This is a genomic window from Streptomyces aureocirculatus (genome assembly GCF_000720475.1).
GTDB lineage: Bacteria > Actinomycetota > Actinomycetes > Streptomycetales > Streptomycetaceae > Streptomyces > Streptomyces aureocirculatus.
Map to the genome: position 1 here is coordinate 31,907 of NZ_JOAP01000046.1, position 25,237 is coordinate 57,143.

General features: G+C 67.4%; 20 protein-coding genes and 1 pseudogene. 15 read left to right on the top strand and 6 right to left on the bottom strand.

Annotated features, from left to right (window positions below; translation table 11 throughout):
* Positions 1 to 108: 108 nt before the first annotated feature.
* Positions 109 to 702 (bottom strand): hypothetical protein, encoded by a 594-nt coding sequence (locus tag IG78_RS44430; RefSeq protein WP_051915555.1) that lies wholly within the window; start codon positions 700 to 702, stop codon positions 109 to 111.
* 831 nt (positions 703 to 1,533) lie between these two features.
* Here IG78_RS44430 and IG78_RS0132575 point away from each other — a divergent pair.
* The 5 genes from IG78_RS0132575 to IG78_RS0132595 all read left to right on the top strand — a co-directional run bounded on the left by IG78_RS0132575 (position 1,534) and on the right by IG78_RS0132595 (position 5,211).
* The gene (locus IG78_RS0132575) at positions 1,534 to 2,727 is read left to right on the top strand and encodes an MFS transporter (protein ID WP_225882294.1); all 1,194 of its coding nucleotides are present in this window, start codon (positions 1,534 to 1,536) and stop codon (positions 2,725 to 2,727) included.
* A 21-nt stretch (positions 2,728 to 2,748) separates the two neighbouring features.
* On the top strand, positions 2,749 to 3,039 hold the full coding sequence (locus IG78_RS0132580; RefSeq protein ID WP_030570190.1) for a hypothetical protein: 291 nt from the start codon (positions 2,749 to 2,751) through the stop codon (positions 3,037 to 3,039).
* A gap of 35 nt (positions 3,040 to 3,074) precedes the next feature.
* Positions 3,075 to 3,230: a hypothetical protein gene (locus IG78_RS49650; RefSeq protein ID WP_157855950.1), complete on the top strand. Its 156-nt coding sequence runs from the start codon at positions 3,075 to 3,077 to the stop codon at positions 3,228 to 3,230.
* A gap of 130 nt (positions 3,231 to 3,360) precedes the next feature.
* Complete coding sequence (locus IG78_RS0132590) at positions 3,361 to 3,822, top strand: hypothetical protein (RefSeq protein ID WP_030570193.1); 462 nt, start codon at positions 3,361 to 3,363, stop codon at positions 3,820 to 3,822.
* A gap of 150 nt (positions 3,823 to 3,972) precedes the next feature.
* The gene (locus IG78_RS0132595; protein WP_225882295.1) at positions 3,973 to 5,211 is read left to right on the top strand and encodes an ATP-grasp domain-containing protein; all 1,239 of its coding nucleotides are present in this window, start codon (positions 3,973 to 3,975) and stop codon (positions 5,209 to 5,211) included.
* Positions 5,212 to 5,509: 298 nt separating this feature from the next.
* Here IG78_RS0132595 and IG78_RS49655 read toward each other — a convergent pair whose 3' ends face one another.
* Positions 5,510 to 6,091, bottom strand: coding sequence for a hypothetical protein (locus tag IG78_RS49655; protein WP_157855951.1), 582 nt, complete (start codon positions 6,089 to 6,091; stop codon positions 5,510 to 5,512).
* A 344-nt stretch (positions 6,092 to 6,435) separates the two neighbouring features.
* Between IG78_RS49655 and IG78_RS0132605 the strand changes: the two genes are divergently transcribed.
* From IG78_RS0132605 to IG78_RS0132620, 4 genes are all read left to right on the top strand, one after another.
* On the top strand, positions 6,436 to 7,590 hold the full coding sequence (locus tag IG78_RS0132605; protein ID WP_051853120.1) for an aminotransferase class I/II-fold pyridoxal phosphate-dependent enzyme: 1,155 nt from the start codon (positions 6,436 to 6,438) through the stop codon (positions 7,588 to 7,590).
* A 369-nt stretch (positions 7,591 to 7,959) separates the two neighbouring features.
* Positions 7,960 to 8,739 carry an isopentenyl transferase family protein gene (locus tag IG78_RS0132610; protein ID WP_051853121.1) on the top strand — a complete coding sequence of 260 codons (780 nt, stop codon included), beginning with the start codon at positions 7,960 to 7,962 and terminating at the stop codon, positions 8,737 to 8,739.
* Positions 8,740 to 8,774: 35 nt separating this feature from the next.
* Positions 8,775 to 9,353, top strand: coding sequence for an LOG family protein (locus IG78_RS0132615; protein ID WP_030570205.1), 579 nt, complete (start codon positions 8,775 to 8,777; stop codon positions 9,351 to 9,353).
* Positions 9,350 to 10,570 (top strand): cytochrome P450, encoded by a 1,221-nt coding sequence (locus IG78_RS0132620; protein ID WP_157855952.1) that lies wholly within the window; start codon positions 9,350 to 9,352, stop codon positions 10,568 to 10,570. Before IG78_RS0132615 ends, IG78_RS0132620 begins: the two co-directional genes overlap by 4 nt.
* A gap of 468 nt (positions 10,571 to 11,038) precedes the next feature.
* Here IG78_RS0132620 and IG78_RS0132625 read toward each other — a convergent pair whose 3' ends face one another.
* Entirely contained in the window at positions 11,039 to 12,952 is a 1,914-nt protein-coding gene (locus tag IG78_RS0132625; protein ID WP_030570210.1) for a helix-turn-helix domain-containing protein, read from the bottom strand.
* Positions 12,953 to 13,267: 315 nt separating this feature from the next.
* Between IG78_RS0132625 and IG78_RS0132630 the strand changes: the two genes are divergently transcribed.
* Positions 13,268 to 14,101 (top strand): helix-turn-helix domain-containing protein, encoded by an 834-nt coding sequence (locus IG78_RS0132630; protein WP_157855953.1) that lies wholly within the window; start codon positions 13,268 to 13,270, stop codon positions 14,099 to 14,101.
* 29 nt (positions 14,102 to 14,130) lie between these two features.
* Positions 14,131 to 14,937: an SAM-dependent methyltransferase gene (locus IG78_RS0132635; protein WP_030570216.1), complete on the top strand. Its 807-nt coding sequence runs from the start codon at positions 14,131 to 14,133 to the stop codon at positions 14,935 to 14,937.
* A 605-nt stretch (positions 14,938 to 15,542) separates the two neighbouring features.
* Here IG78_RS0132635 and IG78_RS0132640 read toward each other — a convergent pair.
* Entirely contained in the window at positions 15,543 to 17,273 is a 1,731-nt protein-coding gene (locus tag IG78_RS0132640) for a PucR family transcriptional regulator (protein ID WP_225882296.1), read from the bottom strand.
* A 745-nt stretch (positions 17,274 to 18,018) separates the two neighbouring features.
* On the opposite strand from IG78_RS0132640, the gene IG78_RS43010 reads away from it, so the two are divergent.
* The gene (locus IG78_RS43010) at positions 18,019 to 18,897 is read left to right on the top strand and encodes a helix-turn-helix transcriptional regulator (protein ID WP_051853123.1); all 879 of its coding nucleotides are present in this window, start codon (positions 18,019 to 18,021) and stop codon (positions 18,895 to 18,897) included.
* On the opposite strand, the gene IG78_RS0132650 is transcribed toward IG78_RS43010, so the two are convergent.
* Entirely contained in the window at positions 18,894 to 20,054 is a 1,161-nt protein-coding gene (locus IG78_RS0132650) for an MAB_1171c family putative transporter (protein WP_051853124.1), read from the bottom strand. The genes IG78_RS43010 and IG78_RS0132650 overlap by 4 nt on opposite strands.
* Before the next feature lie 4 nt (positions 20,055 to 20,058).
* Positions 20,059 to 20,682: a hypothetical protein gene (locus IG78_RS0132655; RefSeq protein ID WP_051853125.1), complete on the bottom strand. Its 624-nt coding sequence runs from the start codon at positions 20,680 to 20,682 to the stop codon at positions 20,059 to 20,061.
* A gap of 415 nt (positions 20,683 to 21,097) precedes the next feature.
* On the opposite strand from IG78_RS0132655, the gene IG78_RS44435 reads away from it, so the two are divergent.
* From IG78_RS44435 to IG78_RS46590, 3 genes and pseudogenes are all read left to right on the top strand, one after another.
* A complete protein-coding gene (locus IG78_RS44435) occupies positions 21,098 to 21,904 on the top strand; it encodes an MmyB family transcriptional regulator (protein WP_225882297.1) in 807 nt (268 codons plus the stop codon).
* Between the two features lie 376 nt (positions 21,905 to 22,280).
* Complete coding sequence (locus IG78_RS43015) at positions 22,281 to 23,345, top strand: beta-ketoacyl-[acyl-carrier-protein] synthase family protein (RefSeq protein ID WP_051853127.1); 1,065 nt, start codon at positions 22,281 to 22,283, stop codon at positions 23,343 to 23,345.
* Positions 23,346 to 23,999: 654 nt separating this feature from the next.
* Positions 24,000 to 24,850, top strand: a pseudogene (locus IG78_RS46590) (IS5 family transposase).
* Positions 24,851 to 25,237: the final 387 nt, after the last annotated feature.

Sequence of the window (25,237 nt, forward strand, 5' to 3'; positions counted from 1 at the left end):
CGTACTGTCAGTATTGCAGACTGATGTACCGGATGTACGACCTAACAACAGAAGGCTAGTCAAAGTCGGGTACAGATAGGTGACTTTGACTGACCAGAACTCGGCCTGTCAGGCGTCTTTTCGGAGGTTGACGAGTCGATGCTCAGTCAGCGCCAGTGCGACTTCGGACTGATTGAGCGCGTGCTCGCCGTCCTGGATGCGCCACTGAAGACGCTCCACGGGCGGGGCGTCAGCTTCCTGGAGTGCCAGGTCACCGAGCTCGCGCAGCTCCGCGTACGCACCCTGCAGCTGTTCTTCATGGTGCGCCGACCGGACCCTGAGGCGGGCGACCCGCTCTTTCCACCAGTTCACCCGCGACTCGCGGTCGAGCGTGGTCTTCCCCTCAAGCCAGGCGCGGAGCTCGGACTGGTCGATGTCGCCAGGGAGTCCGGTGGCGAGGGGCCCCTCGGGTTCCGGCATGTCGATGGGGATGTGCGACAGCAGCACTGCGGGGGTCGTGTCGAGCGCGTAGGCGATCGCGACGAGGTCGTCGACGGTCACGGGGCGAGCGCATCGCTCCATCTCCGCGAGAGCATCGGCTGAGATCGGGTGATCGAGCATCCGGAGCACGTAGGCCAGTTCGTCGACGGTCAGCTCCCGCAACTGGCGGTAGTGGGTGATGGCGTCGGACACAGCAAGGGACGTGGGAAGGGGCGACGGCATGCATCGATCATAGGCGTGCTCGGTGCGACCCCCGGGTGAGTCGTCGCATACCTCTCGGCCGTCGCCGCAGACGCACGACGGGTCCCGGGAGTGGCGACCTCTGCGCCCCCCTCGGGCCGAGGGCAGGCGCCAGAAGAGGCGCACCTTGACGAAGAGGTTCAGGTCGGTCTTGTCGTCGCAGCCAGTACTGCAGGTATCCCACGCAGCGGCGTTCACAGAGTCGCAATCGACTGCCTATTGAATGACATTGCGAGGCGTGTTTAGATAGGGCTCAATAGGCACTCGGTTCACTCTATACAAGGCGGGCAACATGTTCGGGCGCGGCTCTTCCGCCGATTGCGGTGTGATTTCGACCGTGCGTGACTCCCCGGCGAGTCGAGTCTCCACTGCCCGTCTCGCGCAGTCTCGCTGCGCCCGATTCCCATGGCGGCCATTCAGGTCGGAGCCACTGCGGCCGTCACCCATTGCCTTGCGGTGCGATGCCATGACGACAACTCAGGCCTCGGTCACACGCCGGAGGAAGGCCGCATAGAACCGCCGGCGCCTCGGACAGTCATGCCCACCGTCTGTGCACTGGCAGCGACCCGTGCGGCCGGTGGGGCGTCTCGCCCCGTCACCCACGTCCCCACCCCATGCCTCGCCTTCATCCCCCTGGGGCGATCCCCGTGTACATCCACCGGCGCCCGAACCATCTGACGCCGGCCGCCCCACCCGGAACGTCGCGTATCCGCTTTCCCTGGAGCGTCTGTGTCAGCAACCACCCTACCCGCCACCAGCACCACTTCCTCGAAACAGGCCCCACCAGGCCGGTTTCCCCCCGCGATCTGGGCGTTGCTGTTCACCACCTTGATAGCGCGCGCCTTCGGATTCGCTTATCCGTTCCTCAGCTACCACCTCAAGGACCTGGGCTACAGCACCCAGAGTGTCGGGCAAGCTCTCGCCGTGTTCGGGGTCGGCTGGCTCATCGGCCAGCTGATCACCGGATGGGCAGCCGACCGCCTCGGCCGTCGGCGCACCCTCGTCGTCGCCATGCTCGCCTCCGCGGTCTGCCTGCCACTGATGGCGCAGGCACAGGCGTTCCTGGCTGTGTGCGCGGGAGCTCTGGTCGCGGGCATCGTCTACGACGCTCCCCGTCCCGTTGTCTCCGCTGGGATCGCCGATCTCATTACCGACGACGGCCAGCGGGCTGTCGTCAACGGCTGGCGCCACGGTGCTGTGAACATCGGCGCGGCGATCACCGGAGCCGTCGGCGGCCTTCTGGCCGGACTGCTCGGCTTCACGGCCCTGTTCTACTTCAACGCCGCAGCCTGTGCCGCCTGCGCCCTGATCGCCCGCCGCTACCTGGACAGCGACGCTCCGAAGGCAGCACTCGCCACGGGGCCGGTCACGCGAACCCCGCTGGGCTCCGCGCTACGCGACGGACGGCTGTGGCTGCTCTGCGCGGTCAGCGTCGCCGCATTGACCTGCGCCGCTGGGATGTTCTCTGCCCTGCCCATGCTGATGGAGAACGACGGGCTCTCCGCGGACGCCTACGGATGGTCTCAGGTCGCCAACGCCGGCGCCGTCATCACGCTCACCCCGCTCCTCAACCCATGGCTGCGCCGTCGTTGCGACCGCCCGGAACCCACCGTCGGCCTCCTCGCCCTCGGTGCTCTCCTCCTGGGGGCCGGCATGGGCAGCGCCGGACTCGCCGACACGACTCTCGGCTACAGCATCGCCGTCGCCGCGGCCGTCCCCGGCGAGATCGTCTTCTTCATCGCCGCCAACGACATCGTCAACAAGATATCCCCACTCGATGCACGCGGCCTGTACGCAGGGCTCTGGGGCACGACCCTCGCCCTCGGAGTGATCATCGCCCCCGTCCTCGCGGCCGCCTGCCTGACCTCGGGCGGCGACGGCCTTGCCGCGCTCGCCACTCTCACGGTCGGCGCCCTGGGGAGCGTCCTGTGCCTGCCACTCATCGGGCTCACTCACCGCCGCACGATCACCGCTGCCAGCAGTATCCCAGCGCCCGCCGCATCCTGACCCCCAACCGGAGACACGCCCATGACCCTGATGGCCCTGCGCCCCAACTCCCGCACCGTGAATAGCTCCTGGCACTCCTCGGTGGCCGCACTTCCCGCCAAGCACCGCCCGGCCACACCCTTCGACAGCCGCGAGTGGGCCGCGGTCTGGCAGTCGGTACGCACCGAACAGGTCCGCGGCCGCCACCACCTGTTCCTCCAGGACGGCCCGCGCCAGCACCGCATGTCAAGGACATCGGCGTCGAAGGTGGGCTGGGTGACGCCGGCGTCGCCTTCCATGGCACGCCACAGCGGGCTGTCGTTGACCTGGTAGAGGGCAAGGACGGCTACCGCGCTCTCGTCCAGGTCATGGCCGGCACCGGAAGTCTCGCCTACCAGTTCGCCGACACCTACGACAACGGCAGGTGCTCTGCACGCTCTGCCCCGCGCCACGACCTCCTGGAGCAGAGCCACTACAAGTTCCGCGTTTGCATCGTGCGGATCGGCCAGCGCCCCCACCACTGAAGCCCCATCCACCGCGTCTTCAACGACCGCTGACCGCGCCTCGCAGCCGCCCCCGACCGGGGCCAGAAGCACCGCGCGGATCATAGCCACATCCACCCCATCGCCCCACCCGACGAAAGAAGGCATCCCTATGTCCACACCCAGGTACGCACTGTCCGCCGCAGCTATCGCAGGCCTGCTCACCCTCGCGGCCGCCGTCCCGGCCACAGCAGACAGCGGCTGGCGCATCAGCGCGAAGACCACGGCCGCCGCGTCTGCGGCAGCACAGGCCGACACCGACGTGGCATCGGCGGCGGCGCCACGCTGGTACTGCTCGGGGCGGAAGGTGAGCCGCTGCATCACACGTGCCGGACGCGACCGTGTGCAGCTGAATTTCGTCAACAAGACCTACAAGAAGGTCAAGGCCGAGTTCGGTGTCACGTGCCAGGGCCGCCAGGGCCAAGACGTGATCCACCTCACCTACAACCTGAGGCCGCGCGGAGGCTACCTCTCCCGGGTGATCAAGTGCCCCGCCGGTTTCCGGGAATCCGCGGTCGGCTGGCAGATCACGCCCGGCCACAACGTCTACTACTCCCCGAACATCACCATCTGACGACCGCTGCCGGTTGCCTCCTGCCCTCCGTCCGGCGGTGCCGGAGGCAACCGGCCAGCCCGGCCCGCCAGCGCTCGCTCCCGTTGTCCCGCCTCACGTCAGGACCTCTCCATGCCCGAACGCTCTTTTCCTCACGACAGGCTGTCCCCGATGCTGATCGTCCTGGGGGCGGGAGATCGCCTCTACCGCGGCGCCAACCTGGCGCAGATCGCAGCCCGATACCCGGTCGCCCTCCTCGACCCACAACCGCCCGCGTGGGCATGCGAGCTCGCCGATGCAGCCGTCGCCGTGGACCTGGCCGACACCCGAGCCGTCCACGAGGCCGCGCGGTCCCTGGCTGAGCGGCACGACGTCGGCGGTGTCGTCACCTACCTGGAGAACCACGTCGTCCTCACCGCGGATGTCGCTCTTGGGCTCCAACTGCCCGGCAACCCCCCGGCTGCGGTCGCCGCCTGCCGGGACAAGCACCTGACCCGCTCCTTCCTGGCCGGAACCGGTGTGCCCTCGGTCCACTCCTACCTCGTAGCCGACGCCGACACGGCCGTCGAATACGCCGCGCTCCTCGACGCGCCGGTCGTCCTAAAGCCCCGCTCCCTGGGCGGCAGCGCCGGGGTACGCCGCGCCGACACCCCCGCCCAAGTCCGTGCGGCTTTCCAACACGCCGTCGATGCCCGCCTGTTCGGCCTGGAGGACACCGGCACGCCCGGCGTGCTGATCGAGGAGTATCTGGAGGGTCCCGAGATCAGCGTGGAGTGCGTCGTGCTCGGCCACGGAGCCGTGCACATCGCCGCGATCACCCGTAAAGCGCTGAGCGCCGAGCCCTGCTTCCTGGAGACCGGCCACACCGTCGACGCCGCCGACCCCCTCCTGGCCGACCCCCAGATTCGGGACACCGCCCAAGCGGCCCTGACCGCGGTAGGTCTCACGAGCGGAGTGGTCCATCTGGAGATGCGCCTGACCGCCCGCGGGCCGCGAATTATCGAAGTCAACGCCCGCCTGGGCGGGGACCTCATCTCGCGCCTGATCCATCTGGCCACCGGCCTCAGCCTGCCGGCCATCGCCGCCGACCTCGCCGCCGGCGCATCCCCAGACCTGATGCCTCACCAGAACCAAAGCGCTGCCATCCGGTTCCTCTACCCCTCGGTCACCGGCCGCGTCACCGCGGTGAACACCGGCGTCCTCGCCGAATGGGTCGACCAGATGGTGTGGACTGCCGCGCCCGGCGACCACGTCACCGCCCTGCCGCACGCCACCGTTGAGGACCGCACCGCACTGGTTGTCGTCACCGGGGCCGATGCCGCCATGTGCCACCAACGACTGGATCAGGTGCAGGCCGGGTGTGGCATCCACATCCAGCCTGACCCAGCCTCCACGGCCTGCGTCGCCTAACCCACCGACCCGATCACCCCTCCAGGAGTCCCGCACCATGGCCCTCGCCGCCCCCGCCCCCGCGGCAGCCCCTCCCGCGCACCGAAGCAGCACGGCCGCCGTCGTCACTCCGGCCGGCGCAGGCGACCTGTACCTGCCCGCGCTGGCCCGGCACGGCGGGAACTCCGTGGTGGTCAGCACCCCTACCGCCCACCCGATCAGCGACGGCTACCTCCGGCACATCGCGCACCGCTCGAGCCTGCGCCGCAAGGCTGCCCACCTCGAGAACCTCGGCGTCCAGGCCTTCATCGCCGGATCATCAGCCGGCACCGAACTTGCCGGCCAGCTCGCTGGCCGCCTCCACCTGCCTGGCAACGCCGCCGACAACGCCGACATCCGCGGCGACACCGGCTTCACCGGTGTCGCGCTCCTCGATGCCGGCATCACCGCCCCGCGCAGCATCCGCGCCACGCGCCTGTTCGACGCCCTGAACTGGGCCGCCTTCACTCAGGTGAGCAGCCTCGTCCTCCAGCACCCCAACCCCGCCCACCCGCACCCCGGCCACTTCTGCCACACCGCCGACGACATCACCCACGCCTGGCGCCGCCTTCATCGCTCCACCAGCCAGCCTCTCGTGCTGCGCGAACACCTCACCGGCACCCAATTCCGGATCCACATCCTGACCGGGTCCGGCCCCGACGGCAGCACCGACCACACCATCACCTTGATCTGGTCCGAAACCCGCACCCTGGCCCAACAGGTCTGCCGCGCCGCCCTGTTGGGCCGCCACGTACTGCTGGCCCGCGCCCTGGCCCTCTACACGATTGCCGACTTCGCCACCGATGTATTGCGCCGGGCACACCGGGCACGATCCGATCCGCGACACCGTCCTGCTGCTCACCACCGGCCACCCCCTACCCCCCCGGCCGCTGCGCCCCCACGTCACCAGGACCGCGCTACTGCCCCGCTGTACCGGAGCCCTCGACCCCCGCCTGCTGCGCACCATCACCACGCTGCCGACCATGGCCGTCACCAGCGACCTGCACGCCGGCGCTGCAGTGCGCGCAGGTCAGACCGCCGGCTGGCTCCTCCTGGTCGCCGACGACACACGCGCCATCAACGCGGACTGTCAGGTGATCCGAGCCGTCGAGCACCTCGGCCTGACGCAGGCCCCGTATGACACCCCGTCATCGCCTCGCACCCCCTCAAAGCGCGCCTCACCCCGGCACCTGACTGGAGACACCGATGACCGACCAGATGCGCTGCGCGTCCCGCGACGCCCGTCAAGGCGGGGACCTCAATGCCTACGCCGCCCTCCAGATCCGCCTCGACCTGAGCGTGTGCTCCAACCGGCTGGGACCGCCCGACAGCGCGGTGCACGCCCTGGCCCACTTCGCCACCCACCGCTCCCACGAGCTGGGCCCGCCCCCCTACGGGGCGGAAAGGATCTACTTGGCGGCGTACGCCGACCATCTCGGTGTCGACGAGACGGAGTTGCACTGCGGCCGCGGAGTCACGGAGTTCCTCATTCTGCTCGCCCGGCACCTCCATGGCGAAGATGTCGCGCTGCTCACTCCGGAGTACACGGAGACAATGCGGCGTTTCAGCTTCGCAACGTTCTACTCGCCCACCGAGCAGCGGTACAACAGCCCAGCGCACCGGCTCGAACGCCTCCACCAGGCGATGGCCCGCCACCGGTACGTCATCCTCAGCAACCCCAACAACCCGCTGGGCCTGTACACCGATGCCGCCGACCTGCTCGACGCCTGCCGCCAGCACCCCGGCACCGTGCTGATCGTCGACGAGGAGTACATCGAATTCCAAGGACCGGATCTGAGTCTGGCCGGAGCGGACGCCGACAACCTCGTCATTCTGCAGAGCACCGGCAAGACATACGGCATCACAGGGACCCGGGCAGGAATCATGTGGACTCGCAACGCCGCACTACACCGCGCCATCCAACTCCAGCTTCCCGCATGGCCGTTGTCGCTGCTCGACATTACCGTCGCCACAGCCGCCCTGGGCGACCAGGACTGGGCCCGGTCAGTCCTGCCGCGTGTGCGGCGCGATGCACAGAAACTGGAGCAGATCCTGACCGACCGGTTCGGCAGCGCGGTCGTCCCCTCCGGCATCCACTACCGGTTCGTGCACCTGCACGACCCGCAAGCGGCGGCTGAATCCCTGGAAGCACACGGCATCGCCGTCCGGGCCTTCGACGGTGCGGTCCGGGGACGCGTCGCCGGCATCCGCGTCATGACCCCGGCGAGCACCGACGAGTTCGAGCTCCTGCACCACGCCACCCTGCGACTGCCCGGGCAGCCCCATCGCCCCAAACCCTCCGGAGCCGGAATTCCCTACCACGGCAAGTCTGTACTCGAACCAGCACCAGCCGGACACTGACCAACCCCACCTCCGTGCCCGCCGCTCCCCGGTTGCTGCCCACACCCCCAATCTCACCGCGCCACACAGGCTCCACCGCCCCCACTGACCGCGCCATCCCCCCCCCACTCACCTTCACAGGAAAGGTCGCCATGACCCGCCTGAAGCGCATCGGGCAGCTCGCCGCAGCCAGAGCCTCCGGCGCCCCACGAGTGACGGAGTCAACATCCGCAGTTACGTGCCCTACGGCTGCGCCTACCCCTACGGCACGAACCTGGCGCCCACGCAGCCCACGCCGAATTGGACCCCCACCCCGGTGCCGGGGCGCGCGGCTGCACCCTGACACCATCCTCACCTTCCCCTCCGAGCTGAAAGCCCTCCGGTGACTCCATGCGCGTACTACAGGCCGCAGGCGCTGCCCTCAACCCCCGCCTGCACCTCGTCCTCGGCCCCACCGGCATCGGCAAGACCCACCGCGCGGTCGCGGCTGCCATCGACAGCCGTTGCCCTGTCATCGCCCTGGACCGCATCCAGTGTCACCCCGAGCTCACCACCGGATCCGGTCGTCCTCTTGCACGGGACCTGGCTGGCACGACCCGGCTCTACCTAGACAAACGCCCGCTCTCGCACGGCCCGATCGCCGCCCGCCCAGCCGTCGACCGCCTGGTTGATGCCGCGCGACGCCTACTCAGGGGCGGGGCCACCACACTGATCCTGGAGGGCGGATCGAACTCCATCCTGCGCGAACTCGCCCAACGCACCGATTGGTGCGAGGGCTGGACGCTTGACGTCACTGCCTACGTGGAAGGCAACCCGCGCCGCTACGAAGCGGCCGTCGCCCGGCGGGTGGAGCAGATGGTCGGTTACAGAACCGGCTCCGCAGATACGCGGACCCTTCAGGAAGAACTCGCGGACGTGTCGGATGACCCGTCGGCGCGTAAACATCTCGCCGAGGTCATCGGATTTCGGGAGGCCATCGAATTGTGCGAACAGCACAGCCTGACGCCCCTGGAGCTGACCGGGCCTCCCGGTCACCTCTGGCGCTACGAGCTGAGCGAGCGCATCCGCTGCGCTCACCTCGCATACGCCCGCCAGCAGCGCCACGCCATCGCCACAGCCCTCCCCGCCCTGCACGACCTCGCGGAGGGAGTCGAACTGTGCGAGAGCTGACCGAAGCTGCCGGACATGATGGGCGCCGGCTGAGGATGACGGTGTTCTGCGGCGCTGGCCCCGCCGTCCCTGTCTACATGCGGGCCGCCGCGGCGACCGGCCGGCTCCTGGCCGAGCACAACATCCACGTCGTCTACGGCGGCGCCCGACTGGGCCTCATGGGCGCCCTCGCCGATGCCGCCCTAGCCGCCGGAGGGGAGGTCACGGGCGTTATCCCCCATGCCCTCCATACCGCCGACATCACCCATCCCGGCCTCAGCCACCTTCATGTCGTGCAGGACACGGCCACGCGCAAGAAGCGGCTCACGGACCTGACGGACGGGATCCTGGCGCTGCCCGGAGGACTCGGCACGCTCGACGAACTCGCCTGCGTCTGGGCTGCCGCCGTGCACGGCACTCACACCGGACCCGTCGGCCTCCTCAACACCTGCGGCTACTACAACCCCTTGCTCGAATTCCTACGCACCGCAAACGCCGCGGGATTCCTTGCCCACCACCCCGGCCTGCGCCTGGAGAACCTCGTGCTAGCTGACGATGACCCCGTCCGCCTCCTGCACTCCATTGCCCCCCACACCGCGCTGCTGACACTGGCCAACGTCAAGGAGGCGACGTGACCGGCCCTTCACCGCCAGGCAGTTGCCCCTACCACGAATTGCACCCCGGTCCCGGTCTCCACCAGCGCCTCGCCGAACTCCGAGCACGCGCCCCCGTTGTCCAGGTGGCGCTGCACGGCCGTGTGCTCGCATGGCTGCTCACCCGCGCCGTCGACATCGAAAGCGCCCTGACCGACCCGCGGCTCACCAGCGACGACCGCTGGCTCCACCCCACGCCCGGGCACGACGGAAGCCGTTCCAGCGTGAAGATCTCGCTCATGGGCCTGGACGGCGCCGAGCACACGCGACTGCGCGGTATCCTCGCCCGCTCCTTCGTCCCACGCAATATCGAGAACTTCCGCCCGCGCATTCAGGCCTTGGCTGACGAGCTCGTCGACCGCATCGAGCAGCGGCCCACCGCCGACCTCATCCAGAGCCTGGCGCTCCCCCTGCCTCTGCACGTCATCTGCGACGTCCTCGGCATCCCGCTGGCCGACCGGGATTCCGCTCACCAGCTCACGCGGCGTTTCCTGGCCCCCGACTCCGGGCCTCAAGCCCGAGAACACACACGGGAGCAGTTGCGCAAGCACCTCGGCAACCACATCGACGACCAGAACGGATTCCGCGACGGCGCCATCACCAGGATCCTCGCGCAGCACGGCGAGCTCACCACCAGCGAGATCACCGACGCCGGCTTGCTGCTCCTGATGGCCGGCTACGAGACCACGGCCGCTCTCATCGGCAGCATGCTCCTGACACTGCTGGGGCGCCCTGCGTACTACCAGGCACTGACGCGCGATCCGTCCCGCATCCCTGTGGCCGTCAACGAACTCGCCCGCCTGCACGGGCCGGTGGCGCTCGGCGTCACGCGCTACAGCAAAACCGACATCACCATCTCCGGCACCCATATCCCGGCGGGGCAGCGAGTCCTGCTCAGCCTCGGAGCAGCAGACCGCGACCCACGTCGCTGGCCCGATCCCGACCGAGCAGACCTCGCCCGCCACTCCCACAAACGGGTCCTTACCTTCGGACAGGGACCTCACTACTGCCTTGGCGCGGGTCTGGCCCGCATGGAAGCCCAGACCGCCCTCGCCACGCTTGTCCGCCGTATCCCTCAGCTCGCACTCGCGGAGCCCGCCAGTGCCATCCCGCAGCAGCCCGGCATCTTTCACGGCCCTGCACGACTCCAGGTGCGCATCAACGCTCCCCGTCGTGACCTACTTTTGCCACCAGCATGAGGAGCAAATGAGCGAGGACAAAAACCACGTCCAGCACGTCCTCACAGCTATCGCGGTGAATGTCGAGCGGATTTACGAACACCTCTCGCGGCCACCAGACCGCGACCCACAACCCCCTACCGCCCTCCAGATGTTCCTGGACTGGCAGACCATTCCACGGCCACAGGCCTGGCGAGCCAGCATCCGAGAATGATCACGGGCGTCCCCGTCCCCGTTGGAAGGCCACCAGCTACCGGTAGAGCCCTGCCGCCCGACGTCCAACAACAACTCGGGATCACCACGTCGTCTGAACACCAACGATCAAGATCCCCGACAGAGTCAGCCACTAAGGTCACGAGGCGGTGCCTCGGATGCTTGAGAGGCTGTAACCGATACTGGGCGACGGCCGCGCCGCCTCAAAGGGTGCTTGAGCTGTGGCCGAGCTCTCCACGGCTGCGCGGTCGGGGAGGGGGCACGAGAGTCGTGCGCTCAGACGGAGGCGGGCTTGTTCCGCGGGCCGTGCAGGAGCTTTGGTTTTCCGGTATGGACGTGTAGGGCTATCTGGAGGTCGCGCTGGCCGCTGAGGGTGTTCAGGTTGCGATTTGTGTAGTGCTCCAGCGCCCGCAGATGAGAGCGCACGGTGGCTTCGGACAGGCTCAGTCCACGGGCCGTTGGCTCGATACACGTGTCGTTCGCGAGCCAGGAAGTGGCAGTGGCCAGCAACTGTCGGCGATCGGCGCACGCCGGGGCGAGCAGGGCTGCGGCCCACTGTCCGACTTGCGGCGCCGCCACCAGCGATTCAAGCGTTGGCGGTTCGGTCTCCCCCGCGGTGATCCTGGGTTGCTGTTCCTGTCGGGCATGCACCTCGAGTGCCAAGCTGGTGGCGATGCGGTCACTCACGGAGTTGAAGTTCATGCTGAGCATGTGGGCTGCTTGGCTCACGTGGCGGGCGACTGTGTTGCGATGGAGGTCCAGGCGGCGCGCTGCAACGGTATAGGGGTAGGCCAGTGCCACGGCGAGGGTCTTGCGTACGTGACACCACTGAGCTCCTGGTTCCAGGAGCGGGCGCAACAAGTCATGAGACCACGTCTGTGCCTCCCTCCGTGGCAGTAACCGGACCAGATCGGTGCACTGTGAGGGCAGTGCCACCGAGTTCGGGGAGCCCACCGCGGACCGCTGAGCAGCGATCGCCTCCTGCATGGCATCTGCCAGCAGGGACAGTGGATACAGTCCGCTGCCCCCCAGGGAGGCGTCCGGTGCACGGTTGACGAGCCGGGCCAGTTCGACCGCGACAGCATCATCGCATTCCTCCCCCAACGCAATGGATTGCATCACGAGGATGCGTCGGGGCGTGCGGGGGTCGCCGACGACCAGGGCCTGGTCCGCCACAGCTGCTGTGCAGAGGCGTACGGCTGTGTCTCGGCACTCAGGGGTGACGTCGATGACGAAGACACGCGCGGAATCGGCGCAGAGCAGACGGGGTGCGAGGGGCGCCAGAACACTTCGTGCCCGGTCGACCTCGCCGCTCAGGAGCAGTTCCATGGCCGCGGCATAGGCTGACTGGGAGCCGTAGGTAACGAGTCCACTGTCGCGCTGGGCCTGGTCGACCAGCCCGAGCACTTTGGCTGCATGCCGGAGGAGCCTCTTGTCGGCCTCGTCCAGGACGGTGGACCGTGCCACCGCCAGGATGGCGCCTGAACCTGCCTGGGGCGTCAGCGAGATGACGTGTGTATGGGGTGTGGGTCGGCTGCCGCTGTCCGCGGTCTTGCTGATAATCGCCTGGCCTATGTCTGCGGCCGCGGTGGCTGGTACTGCCGCCAGGACCCCATTGGTTTGGCTGACTATGACCTGAGCACCAAGAGTCGCCGCGAGCCATTCCGTTATGCGTTGCATTGTGGTGCTGTCGGTAAGGCGAGCAGGCATGTGCTGGAGAAGGGCGTTGAGTTGTTCCACGCGATGCTCTGCCCATTCTGTGCGCCTATCCAGCCACTTATCGAATGCTTTGAGCCAGTGGTGGAGGCCGGCGCGTGTGAGCATCAGCGGGACGCCCAGTTCCGCTGACAGTTCAGTGGCGGCGGAGGGAAGAGAAGCGGCAGTACCTGGGCTCCACGTCATGACCAGCGCTGCACAGCGGCACCGCGACATCTGGTGCAAGAGCGTCGTCATCGCTGCCGCCAGGCCGTCTTCGGTGTAGGTCGCCAGTGGTTCGGTGATCAGAACCAGGAAGCCGTCCTTGAGGTCTTGGGACGCCACTCCGCCGCGCAGTCCGTCCGGATGCAGTGGCAGGAGCCCGGCTACTGGTGCGGTCCGGTAGCGGAGAGAGGCGCCCGGCGCGAAGGCGAGCTCGAGGTCTGGCGTGTTGAGCAGTGCGCCGAGCGTGGCTTCCGGGATCTGCCCCGTCATCTCCGTCGCCTCCCCGTGGCGTGCAGTGCCTCCGCGATGCGGCCAAGCCACAGGGGCCGGGAAGCAGTCTGCTTCTGCCCCGACCGTCAACGCTGGCCATCCGAGGTCAGCTCGCCACGGCCGGCATGGAGAGCGCGATCACCTCGTTACTATGCGCGTCGTTCACGTCACTGCGCAACCCATACTCTGCATAGTGCACAGTAAGTTGAGCACCTGTTGAGGAACCCGGCAGCCGTGGGACACTGCGTGGCACTCGGGCAGTCGAGGGAGGTAGGAGGAATGAGCGAGAGAAGGACTGCCCCCACCGTCCTGCATATGGTCACAGCCAAACGGCTGCAGCAGATGCGGCTGCAGGCAGGGCTGTCTGCGCAGCAGGTGGGCGTCAAGCTGCATATCCACTACACCACGATCACACGACTGGAAAGCGCCAAGATCGCCCTGAAATGGCCCACGGTCAAAGCCATGCTGGAGGTCTACGGTGTTCCTGACGCCGAGATCGAGGAATTTCGCGCCCTGACCGAGCAGGCCAACAGGCCGGGGTGGTGGCTCTCTTACCAGGACGCTATGTCCAGCACGGCAGCTACGTACGTCAGCCTGGAGGACTCTGCCAGTCACATCCGCGTCTACGCGCCAGCAGCCGTACCGGCGCTGTTGCAGACCGCGGACTATGCCCGCGGCGTGCTGCGCCTGAACCGTCCGCAGCCCACTGCTGCGCAGTTGGAGCACCGCGTGGCCCTGCGGATGGAGCGTCAGGCCGTGTTGTCCCGCTCAGATCCACCGCGCACGTGGTTCCTCATCGACGAAACGGTGCTGCGCCGTCATGTCGGGAACGATCCCAGCGTCATGTTGCCCCAGGTGGAGCACCTGATCGAGGCGACGTATCTGCCTAACGTTGCTCTCCAGGTGCTGCCTTTCTCCAGAGGTATCCCGCCTGGCGCGGCGGGTGGTCCCTTCACCATCTTTCGATTTCCCCTGCCGGATTTCCCCGACATCGTGTGGATTGAGGGCATCGATTCTGCGCACCATACGAACGATCTGTCGCGCGTCTCCCTGCACAGCGAAGTCCGGGACAGAATGGCCGCGCAGGCCCTGCGCGTGGAAGAGACCAAGGGGTTCCTGGAGACGGTTCTCAAGGAACTGGGCCGATGACTAAAAGTGTGGACCGGTGAAGGAGAGACGTGACAGACAGTGGGTTTGATTCAGCCCCGATCGATATCGATACCTCTGTACCGCACTCGGCCCGCATCTACGACTATCTACTCGATGGCAAAGACAACTACGCGGCGGACAGGAAGGCAGCCGACGAGATCACAGCCTTGTTCCCGGACGTTCGTGCCGCCGCGTGGGCCAACCGGGAGTACATGCAGCGGGCTGCTCGCTTCCTTGCCGAGCGAGACGTCGATCAGTACTTGGACATCGGCACAGGGATCCCGACCGAGCCTAACCTGCATCAGGTGGTGCAGGAGATCGTCGTCGACGCACGGGTGGTGTATGCCGACAACGATCCGATTGTCCTGGCGCATGCCGAGGCGTTGCTGCGGGGCACGCGGCAAGGCCGGACTGCCTACGTCTCAGCTGATGTGAGGAACCCTGAGTCCGTGCTCGCCTACGCGCGCGAACATCTGGACTTCCGACGGCCCATCGCGCTGTCGCTGGTTTCGGTCCTGCAGTTCGTGTCGGATCCGTACGACCCGTTCCAGGTGATTCGCCAGATGCTGGAGCCACTGGCGCCGGGAAGCTATCTCGTGCTCTCTCATGTCACGTATGAATTCGAACCGGAGATTTGGGAGCGTATCGACGCTATTTATCAAAAGGGACCCGACTCGATGAAGGCCAGGTCGCGTGAGGACTTCTCCCGGTTCTTCGACGGTCTCGAGCTGTGCGCCCCGGGCATCGTTGTGGCGACACAGTGGCAGCCCGACAGCCACATGACGGTGCGCGATGGCCGGGTGCCGCTTTACGCGGCGGTCGCCCGCAAACCGTAGGCCAGCAACAGGGCTCACAGCGCGCAGAGTTGAGGCCGCCTGGAGCGCTCGCCTCTTTGGGGTGCAGCTCCAGGCGGCTTGAGCGCACCTGCAGCACCTGCACCTCCTCCGGTGCAGTCCTTGTCGGATTGGCTCACAAACGCTGTCCACGCGCCGCCGTCCCGTTGCCAAGGTTCCTTGCAGGTTTTGACGGTGTCCTCGACGCGGTGTGCGCCGTGAGGCTGGATGAGCCTTGGCTCGGCCGGCACCCGCCAGAGGCGGTCACCTCTCTTGAGACGCCGGCAGATTCCGCAGCCATCGCCACAGAAGGACGAGCCCTCGGCTAGGCATTCCCTGCGGCGCTCCTTCACCACGCGTCCCGTATGGGCGTTGCTGCAAGCCATGCTCGAAATTGCGGCCAGCCCTGGAATCCGCGCGCCGCCAAGGGCCCGCCCCCCGCACCCTCGACGGGGGTCCACGGTCTTGAGGACCAGGATCACTTGGGAAGGTGAAGAGGAAACCCGTGTTTCACCCGCTTAACGGGACATGCTGCGGCGGGCACGTCACGCAGCGAAGCGCACGGGCTGTGGGCGCGTGATCGTGTCGCCCGGTCACGGGCTGCACGATCACGCGGCATGGCTGAGCACGGCGGGTCTGTCGTTGATGGCACGGCTCCCGGTGAGTGCATGCAGTGCAATCTGCAGGTCGCGCTGTCCGGTGAGTGAGGTCAGGTCTCGCTCAATGTGCTGTTCCAATGCCCGGAGGTGGGATCGCACGGTTGTTTCGGACGAGCCGAGGGCGCGGGCGGCCGATTCGATGAGTGTGTTGTGCTTAAGCCAGGCAGTGGCGGTGGTCAGCAGGGGGCGGCGGTCGTCTCGAGCTTTGCTGAGAAGGGTTTCGGCCCAATCACACACTGGTGGTGCGGTGATGAGTGACTGCAGTGTTGGCGAGCTGTCCCTGAGGACGCCGTGGGCCGGGGTGGTCTGGCGGGTCAGCAGGTCAAGGGCGAGGCTGGCATCGATGCGGTCACTGACGGCCCTGAAGTCCAGGCCGAGCAGTTCCGCGGCTTGCGTTACGCGGCGAGCCACCGTGTTGCGGTGCAGGTCCAGGCGGCGTGCTGCCACGTTGTACGGATAGGCCAGCGCGACGGTGAGCGTCTCACGGACTGCCTGCCACTGCGGTCCCGCTAGGGGCCGGAGGAATTGCTGGGCCCACGCTTGTGCCTCGGGCTGTGGCACCAGGCTGAGGACATCGGTGTGCTGAACGGCCAGGACGACGCGTTCGGGATGGTTCACGGCGAAGTGCTGAGCGGTTACTGCTTCTCGCAGCGCGAGGCTGAGCCGCGCTATCGGATGCTTTCTGCTGCCGCCCAGAAACGTGTTGGGGCCTAGTGAGGCGATGAGCTTGTCGAGGCCGTCGTCGGCTTGCCCTTCGGCTTTGCTGTCTGGTGGCTGGGGTTGGATGACGAGGATACGGCTGGGCTTGAGGCGATCTGCGACCACGAGGGCCTGGTCGGTGACGGCCGCTTCGCATCGCCGCAGCGTCTCCTCCCGGTGTGCGGGGAGGGTGTCCACCACAAAGACGCGCGCAGTGTCTGCCGACACGAAACCGCGGTGCAGGGTGGCCATGACGCGGCGGGCGGTGTCTGTTTCCCCGCTGAGGAGCAGGTCGACGACTGCCTCGCGGGCTGCCCGGCAGGCGCCGGTGATGGCACCGTATTCGTCCTGGGCCTGCGCGGCGAGTCCGAGCAGCTTCGCGGCGTGTCGCAGCAGTCGCATGCCCGGCACGTCGAAGGGTGTGCTCTTGGCGAGAGCCAGGACGGTGCCGCGGGAGCTGGCCGGGGCGAGCGAGATGAGCTGGGTGTGCTGGGCTGCGGTGGTGTCGGGGCTGCTGTTGTCGATGGACTGGTGGATGACAGCGGTTGACACCAGGTCGGCGGCGGAGGGTGGTGAGGCTGCCAGAATGCTGTCGCCTTCGCTGACCAGTACGTGAGCTTGCAGGGCGTCCGCGAGCCAGTCCGTGATGTGCTGCATGGCCTGCGGGTCGGCGAGCTGGGCAGGCAGGCGGTGGATCAAGGTGTTGAGTCGGGCGGCCTGGAGCTCGGCCGACCTGAGTCGGTCGCTTTGGATGGCGGCGTGCAGGGAGGTCCAAGCGGCAAGGGGCGCGGCCGAGGACAGCAGCGGCAAGCCTGCCCGGGCGGCGAGATCACGGATCGGGACGGGGACGGGGTGGTGGAGGCCCTGAGTAGTGACGGCGAGGCCGGCGCATCCGGCGGGCGTCATGCGTTCGCAGAGTTCTTCTATAGCGGCGGCCAACTTCCCCTGGATCCGGGCCGCGGGCGTGCCGGTGACCAGCACCAGGGCTCCCGGGGGAAGAGGGAGCGGAGGGCTGGATGCCACGAGGGCGGGTGGGGTCAGGAAGGTCACTCCGGTGACCGTCCGCGAATGGAAGGACACGGGCCTTTGTGCGGATGCGAGTGTGAGTTGCAGCTCGGGTCTTTTGACCAGCGAGCCTAGTGTCGGCATCATGTGCGCTCCGGTGCGGGCCCGTTGGCGGGTGCGGCCCTGGCGAGAGTGGGGGCAGTATCGGATGGTGCCGTTCCCCGCGGCGATGCGCCGGGGGCCGGGGGCTGCGGTGGCATTGGGAGCACCTGCCAGCCGGGGGCTGATCGTCGGTGCGGCCTGTTCGTGGTCGGCTCCTTGTCCAGGAGAGCAGGCGCACCGGGCAGACCCGACCCGGGCGGCGGCTGCACGTATCCGCTGCTGTGGGCTGCGGACCTGCCGCCGCCCGGCAGGGTGAGAGCCCTGTGCGTTAGGTCCGTGCTGCTCGCGGCGCGGGTGGTGACGGATACCGGATGAGTTCTCGCTTTTGGGGGCGTGGGTCTGCCACACTCATGGATGTCTCCGTTTCTGGTGATCACGCCGGTCCCGGTCGCAGGGTTGTCGAGGCCATGTGTGGCCGGGAGGGCGTACTGGAAACGTGGAGGCAGGGCGGCCGGTCACCGAGCCTGCTTCGGGTGAAACTTACCCTAGGCTATTTTGACCCGCTCCTCAATGGCTACCATGCATCTGCCGTGTCAGTCGCCAGCACTGGAGTTCCGCGATGCCTGCACGCCATTTCGATGGCCAGAAATTGAAAGCCGCACGGGCCGCGGCCAGCTTCTCGCAGGCTGACCTGGCCGGAGCGCTGGACGTCAGCCGTAAGACGGTCAGCGCCTGGGAGCAGGGCAGGGGGCGGCCGGATCCTCAGCGCCTGCCCGCCATCGCCAGAGCGTTCGATGTACCCATCGACCGCCTCTTTGAGAGGCGCGGTGAGCCCGATCTCGCCGACCTGCGGTGCGACGCGGGCTTTGCCCAGTACGAAGTAGAAAACCAGCTTGGTGCCAGGGACGCTGTCATGAAGGCAGAGCGTGGCCTGCGTCGGCTGCCTGGAGCCTTGGTGGCGAAGCTGATCGATCTCTACGCAGTGACCGAGGACGAGCTGCGGGCCGCAGAGGACCAGGCGTTCGGCATGACCTGCGAGGTCGACACCGCGGCGTCGACCTCGCAGATGTTCCCGACAACGATCGCCGAAAAGATCGACTACCTGTTGGAGCTCACGTTCCCCGATGCCGGGCGGCGGCCCTCGGATACGGACATCGCCCGCAGCATCAATGAGGCGGCAGGCGCTGTGGTGATGTCCGAAGTCAAGGTGCAGGAGCTGCGGCGCGGTACGGCAACGGAGACCACTCCGGTCATCCGACAGGGCTTGGCTCAGGTGTTCGGAGTCGATGAGTTCTTCTTCCGCGCCAATGACAAGATGCCGGACGCGATCGCGTCCGGGTTGCGCACACTTGGCCTGGTCCGCACCGGACAGATCAGTCAGATCGCCGCCCGGGGAATGGGCGGGCAGAGCCTGTCTGCGGAGGTGCTGCAGGCCCTGATCGCGCTCGTGGACAGCGCCGCTGCTCCAGCGGCCGGGCGGGGCAGGGACCGCTCTTAGCCCTGCCGACCACCCTTGCCGCGTGCCGGTGACGCCTCGCGGCCAGAGGTCGCACGCAGTGCCTTGGACAGGTGGACGAGCTGCTGCACCACAGCCTCGCGGCCCAGGTCCTGAGACAGCGCAACCGGTATCCCCTGCTGCGGTGGCGGAGCGCTCCCGCTCTGCACGGTCTTTGCCGCCCGCCGAAGGCGGATCGCCAGGTCCTCGGGGGTTGCGGCCGGCCATGAGGACGCCGAGGGCTCCTCGGCGTGCAGGTGTGGGCTGACGCGGATCAGTCCGTCATGGCATTCGATGATCCGGCGTGCGTAGCGGCGGTGCACGCCGCGGGAGCGGCCGCCCCAGCCCGTGTCGCGCAGCACCGTATCGGGGAAGGTCTCGGTCAGCAGTGTCCACAGGGGCTCGAGCTGCGCATGGACGCGCCGGTGCTCGCGCCAGAGACGCCAGGCAAGCGCGCGGCTGCGGGCTCCGGGCCAGGTGACACCCAGGACGAAGAGCGGCACGCTGACCACCAACGCCCTGTCCGAGGGCAGGGTCAGCCAATGGGGCAGTTCTCCGCCTTCGTGGCCGGCGACGAGGATGGAGCCGCGGACGGCGGTGGCGACGGCGAAGGCGGCGAGGCCCAATGCCGCGAGCCAGAGCCCGGCGGCCTGGGAGCCATGGGAGCGTCGTGCGTAGCGATAGGTCCACCGGGTGGAGATGCTCAGCGCGTACATGAGGTACAGCCCCACCACGAGATAGGCGGCTAGGACCGCAGGTGTCGTCATGTCGGCGTTGGTGTAGCTGCGGTTGAGGGTGCCGGGGTACGGCATCGCCGCGGTGGCAGCTCCGATGGCCGCCACCGCGCTGAGGAAGGCCAGTCCCTCCAGCCGCACTCTGCGCCGCGCGGGGGCGCCGCCGTCGGAGTGCAGATAGAAGAGCATGAGGGCGTAGGCCATGCCCATGATCAGCACGTCGGCGAGGGTTTTGGCTGCTCCGGCACCGCACAGGTCGTAGACCGCGCTGCGGCCCTGGGTCGTGGAGAGCGGGTAGGCGGCTGCGGCACAGACCAGGCTCAGGGTGAGACACCGGGTCGGGAGATCTTGGGGTGCGCGGGAGAGCTGGTAGAGCTTCCAGAGCGCACCCGTTGCCAGGGTGAGGAAGAACAGTGCGTAGTACACCTCCTCACATCCAGCCGCGGCGGTCGCCCATGGCGCAGTGCACGGCTGCCAAGTCGGCCTCGGGCGAGGATGGCGGGGCAAGGGAGGTCAGCAGGAGCGACCAGGTCGTCACGATGTCCGCCGCTCGTTCCGCTTCCCACTCCTGGGCGTTGTCGTAGGAGCAGCGTGCGCGTGCACTGACCACTCTGTCGACGGTCTCGGGGCTGACGCCGGGGAGGAGGGCTTCGAAGGGCTGGGTGCCAGGATCTGGAGCATGGTTGCCGCAGATGTGGCCCATCACTTCGTGCAGGATGATGTGGTCCTGGTGCCAGGGGTGGGTGTGCTGTTGGTACAGGACGATGTCAGTGTCCTTGGTTTTCACCCACAGGCCCGCCGGACCATGGGCGGGCAGGGGGACGGCCCGCAGGATGATGGCGCGTCCGCGCTGGGCGGCCAGCGCCTGGCACAGTGCCTCGATGCTCAGCGGAAACCGTACTCCCAGCTCTCTGAGCTGCTGTCGCAGTCGCCGCCGCAGGTCCCGCTCTGCGGAGCGCTCCCGCCGTGCGGCGAGAAACTCCTCGCGTGCCGCACGGAACACGGAGTTTTCGCCGTCCGACCTGCGGCGGGTGCCCCTGGTGATGCTCGGCATCAGTACCTCGCTGCCTTCCTTCCGTTCTGGGCCCGTTGCCGCATGGGCAGGGGCCTTCACTGTCCCCTGGCCGGTCGGCGGCGGCCAGGGGACAGATGCCTGGTGGAATCCCTCACCGCGGCCACTGCCTCCCACGCCAACTCGTCGGCTGTGCTCAGCGATTCACGAATCGCGGGGCCAGACCTCACGTTGAAGTGGGCGAGTCAACGTATGGTGGCGCAGTTCAGGCGGTTTCGGTTTCCTGCCTGCTCAGGATGCACTTCCCGGCAGATACCGCATCGGCGGGCGGCGCTTTCCCGAGCAGAGAGTTGATTGTGACCGAGCCACTTGCACATGTAGTAGGCCCATCGATCTCAGGTTATTGAAGGTTTAATAAGTTGGACACGTGCGACTTCGGGTGCCCTGGGGGGAAATTATGGACATAAGGCGCTTTTCTAAACTTCTGACTGAGGCGCGCCGCAGTACTAATGTGTCCAAATTTCCAGCCGTAGCCAATCTGAGGCACGAGGACGGAGGGCCCTCGCAGCGCCGGAGGAAGCACCTGACGCAGACTGATGTGAATCTCCTGCTCGGCGAGGGAAAGAGTGTCTACGAACGACTCGAACGCGGACACATCCGCAACCCTTCGCCGCGACTGCTCCGCAAGGTGGCCCTGCTGTTCAATCTGAAAGAGCACCAGTGGAACGACCTCAACCTGGCCATCTACGGCCACAAGGCGGTCAAACCTCTGGACCCCTCAGAGGCCCAGGCCATCCATCCCCACTGGCACTGGGTCATCAATGAACCGCACGCCACCTACATAAGCGACTTCGCCTGGAATGTCGTGAACTACAACCAGGCCGCAGCGGAACTCTTCGGAGGGATACCGGGCAACATGATGCGCTGGATGCTGTCACTGCCACCCGAGACGGGCAGCCGCGCAGCTATGCCCGACTGGGCAGAGAGCTGGGGGCCGGTAGCCCTGTCCCAGCTGATCGCCGCCCTCAGCGAGGAGCCCCAGCACGCGGAACTGCGGCAGATCGAGGCCGAGGTGCTCGCCGACCCGGAGCTGAAGGCGATGTACAGGCGGCTCCGCAATTCCTACATCCATCCCGACGGTACCCGGCGGCGGATGCGGCACGGCACCCTCCATCAGGACGGCGTGATGGAGGCGGCTGCCGCCTTCCCCATGGGCAGCCCACAGATGCGAATAATCCACCTGAAATGGACTCCGCTTCGCTAGCCGGGCGAACGGATGTGCCCAAGGACACTGCGAAGGCGACCCTAAGCCAGCAAGAATGTGATCCATGAGCATCTCACCTCCAGGCCAAGGAAGTTGGAGCCCGCCACCTCCCGCAGGGGTCCAGCGCTGCACAGGCATGTCACCGCTGCTGCGCGTCGCGGTGAAAAGGTACTGCACCATGCCAGCCTGGTGAGCTTCATCTAGTCCGCCTTCGCTCCACCTACTTGCTGCCGCCGCCCCCACGGGGGGCCACACACCCCGGCTCCTCCCCCGCAACGCCCTCCACCGGCTGCGCCGAGCACCACCAGCGAGGAATCGAGCGGTACCTGGTACGCAGCTGACCGACCGCATCCTCGCGCGCAGAACGGGAGTCCCCGTGGCCTTTGTCACCCGCCCCACCCTCGTCTTCCCGCCCCACCAGATAGACACCACAGACGTCGTCAAGGACATCAACGCCCGGATGCCCGCCCCTCCGGAGGAGCGGTTGCCCCCCGCGGTGGTGCAGCGCTTTGCCACCAATCTGCAGATCGACACTCGGTTCTTCGTCACGCCGCTGGAAGCGGTATCCGAGACCGGCACTGTGGCGGAGCGCAATGACCTCGCTCTCCCGCTGATGTACGAACGGGCGGTGGAGGCGGCACGCACCGCGATCAGAGCAGCCAACCTCACCGAGGGCGACATCGACTGCATCATTACCAGCCACAGCACCACCCCCGCGACACCTGGCCTGGACGTCCTCCTGGTCAACGAACTCAGACTGCGTGAAGACGTCATGCGCATGCCTGCAACCCAGCTCGGCTGCGTCGCCGGCGCCCACACCCTGTCCTGGGCAGCCCAACTCGTCGACAGGATGCCGAATTTGCGCGTTCTGGTCGTCATCGGGGAAGCCCTGAGCACGGTGTACCGCAGTGAGCAAAATGACGCGCCTGGCGTCATCTACCGCACTCTCTTCGGCGACAGCGCCGGCGCCTGCGTCGTCTCCAGCGACCCCCAGCGTGCCGTTCTGGAAACCCGCAGCACCTGGCAGCGCGTCGTCCCTGGCACGATGAACGCCTACAGGTTGCAGTACGAGCCAGGGGGTTTGAAGTTCACCTCCGAGAAGGGCGCGCCCGACGGAGTCACCCACCTTATGGAACCGCTGTGGGCCTGGCTGCGGAGCGATGACCCGGACTGGACACCCGAGGTGGTCGTAGCCCACCCCGGCAGCCCTTCCATTCTGGAAAGCACCGCGAAAGGCCTTGGCTGTCCGCCCGAGTTCCTGCGCCACTCGTTGGAGAGCTTGCGCACCCGCGGCAATCTCGGCGGTGCTGCCGTCCTGGACATTCTCGCCCGCACCGCCGACAGCAGGCCCCCGCACGGCAGCCGTACCCTCATGCTGAGCATCGGCCCCGGCCTGACCGGCGCCGCCATCGAAGGCAGGTGGCACAACCCCTGCAGATGACACGACGACGCCACCTTCGGCGCCTCCACAACGCTGCTGGCCAGCTGTAATGCCAGGCCCAGGTGCGGCCACGCGGACGCCTGGACGTAAGGTGTGACACAGCACCGAGCCGACCCGGCCCCTGCGCTGAGCCATCGGGCGGACGCGGACGAGGTCTCAGCCATCCCGTACGGTCCGCTGGGAGGCTCTTTCGGTCCATGCCTACGCGGCCGCGGGCTGGACACCGCTGCTGGTGGACAGCGCCGGCATGCCGGTGAGGGCACATCGAAGGCCGGTTGGCCTGCCACCCACCTAGGGCACTTCGTTTGGATCATTCGGTGCTGCGTAACATCGCTCCTCAAGACCAGGGAGGCACGAGGCATGGGACTGTTCAGAAGGAAGCGCAGTGGTCAACGGATGCCTCCGCCCAAGCTGGTTGCCGAGGCCAAGGTAAACCCAGGGGGCTGGGTATACGAGATCGACGGGAACATGGTCGATGATCCGAACGGGGCTGTGCCCCCTGAAGCCATCATCGCGGTTTGGCAGGTAGACGCTCACGGAAGGCTCTCAGGCGGCTACCAGGCGAATCCGAACTACCGGCCTCGGGCGGCTAGGTAGTAGCCCGTATCGGACGAGGCGGTACGGCCGTTTCATGCCGGTCGTCGGCTCGTTGGTCTGGCCGTGCCGTTGACTGACGCGCAGTGGGCGCGGATCGAGCCGTTGCTCCCGGATCGGACGCCGAGGCGGGGTGGTCGGTGGCGGGATCACCGTGAAGTGATCGACGCGATCGCGTGGAAGTTTCAGACCGGATCGCAGTGGGTGCACCTCCCGAAGAAGTACGGCAACTGGCGAGGCGTCTACAACCGGCTGAGGATATGGGCCGTCGACGGCACCTGGGAGCGGGTCTTCACTACGCTCATCGCGCAGGCCGACGCCGAGGAGGACCTCGACTGGGCCGTCTCGGTGGACTCCACCATCGTGCGCGCACACCAGCACTCGGCCGGCGCCCGTAAAAAGGGGCGCCGACCGGCGAACCGGAAGACCACGCCATCGGCCGGTCCCGCGGCGGGCTGACCACGAAGATTCATCTCGCCTCCGATGCCCGCTGCCGGCCTCTGGCCTTCCATCTCACCGCCGGACAGGCCGGTGACGCACCCGCCTTCGCTGATGTCATGGCACGCCTTCGCGTTCCTCGGCGGCGAGGACGTCCCCGCACCAGGCCGGACGTGGTGCTGGCCGACAAGGCGTACTTCTCCCGCGCGATCCGCGAGCACCTGCGCAAGCGCGGTATCCGGGCGGTCATCCCCGTTCCGGCCGATCAACGCGGCCACCGGCTGCGGCGCGGCAGCCGGGGCGGCAGGCCACCCGCCTTCGACCGCGAGGCGTACAAGCAGCGCAACACCGTCGAACGCTGCATCAACCGCTTGAAACAGTGGCGAGGTATCGCCACTCGCTACGAGAAGACAGCGGCCATCTACCTGGCTGGACTGCACGTCGCGGGCATCTTCCTCTGGTCCGCCAGGTGATCCAAACGAAACGGCCTAGCCGCGAGCTCCTACCACGTCACCTCCGGCTCCGCCTCGTCGCTCACATGCTCCCCTTGTTTCCGGTACAGGAGAGGAGTCAATCACAGTGACGGCGGCCGTGATCAGTGGCAGTCTCGGCTCGTGGGCTCCCCGCCGGTTCCGCAGACGTGGGCGCCTGCCCCACCTCGCGCAGCAGGGTGCATCGCTGAGGCGGAGCAAGCTGGCGTTTACGCAGCCGACGCGGTGCGGCCGGCAGGTCACGTCGCGGTCCCCTCGCGTGGTGAGGTGCGTGTGCTGCGGCGCACCTGACCCCCACCGTCTCTGCGACTCCATCTGAGTGCAACTCCCCTCAGGGCGAGGCGGGTCGTACTGAGCCCGGATCCACCG

Coding starts and splice junctions, on each gene's coding strand:
- IG78_RS0132610 (WP_051853121.1), top strand. CDS start 7,960: ATGCGCGTACTACAGGCCGCAGGCGCTGCCCTCAACCCCCGCCTGCAC.
- IG78_RS0132625 (WP_030570210.1), bottom strand. CDS start 12,952: ATGACGGGGCAGATCCCGGAAGCCACGCTCGGCGCACTGCTCAACACG.
- IG78_RS0132580 (WP_030570190.1), top strand. CDS start 2,749: ATGACCCTGATGGCCCTGCGCCCCAACTCCCGCACCGTGAATAGCTCC.
- IG78_RS49650 (WP_157855950.1), top strand. CDS start 3,075: ATGGCCGGCACCGGAAGTCTCGCCTACCAGTTCGCCGACACCTACGAC.
- IG78_RS0132605 (WP_051853120.1), top strand. CDS start 6,436: ATGACCGACCAGATGCGCTGCGCGTCCCGCGACGCCCGTCAAGGCGGG.
- IG78_RS0132590 (WP_030570193.1), top strand. CDS start 3,361: ATGTCCACACCCAGGTACGCACTGTCCGCCGCAGCTATCGCAGGCCTG.
- IG78_RS0132630 (WP_157855953.1), top strand. CDS start 13,268: ATGGTCACAGCCAAACGGCTGCAGCAGATGCGGCTGCAGGCAGGGCTG.
- IG78_RS0132615 (WP_030570205.1), top strand. CDS start 8,775: ATGACGGTGTTCTGCGGCGCTGGCCCCGCCGTCCCTGTCTACATGCGG.
- IG78_RS0132595 (WP_225882295.1), top strand. CDS start 3,973: ATGCTGATCGTCCTGGGGGCGGGAGATCGCCTCTACCGCGGCGCCAAC.
- IG78_RS44430 (WP_051915555.1), bottom strand. CDS start 702: ATGCCGTCGCCCCTTCCCACGTCCCTTGCTGTGTCCGACGCCATCACC.
- IG78_RS43010 (WP_051853123.1), top strand. CDS start 18,019: ATGCCTGCACGCCATTTCGATGGCCAGAAATTGAAAGCCGCACGGGCC.
- IG78_RS0132655 (WP_051853125.1), bottom strand. CDS start 20,682: ATGCCGAGCATCACCAGGGGCACCCGCCGCAGGTCGGACGGCGAAAAC.
- IG78_RS44435 (WP_225882297.1), top strand. CDS start 21,098: ATGGACATAAGGCGCTTTTCTAAACTTCTGACTGAGGCGCGCCGCAGT.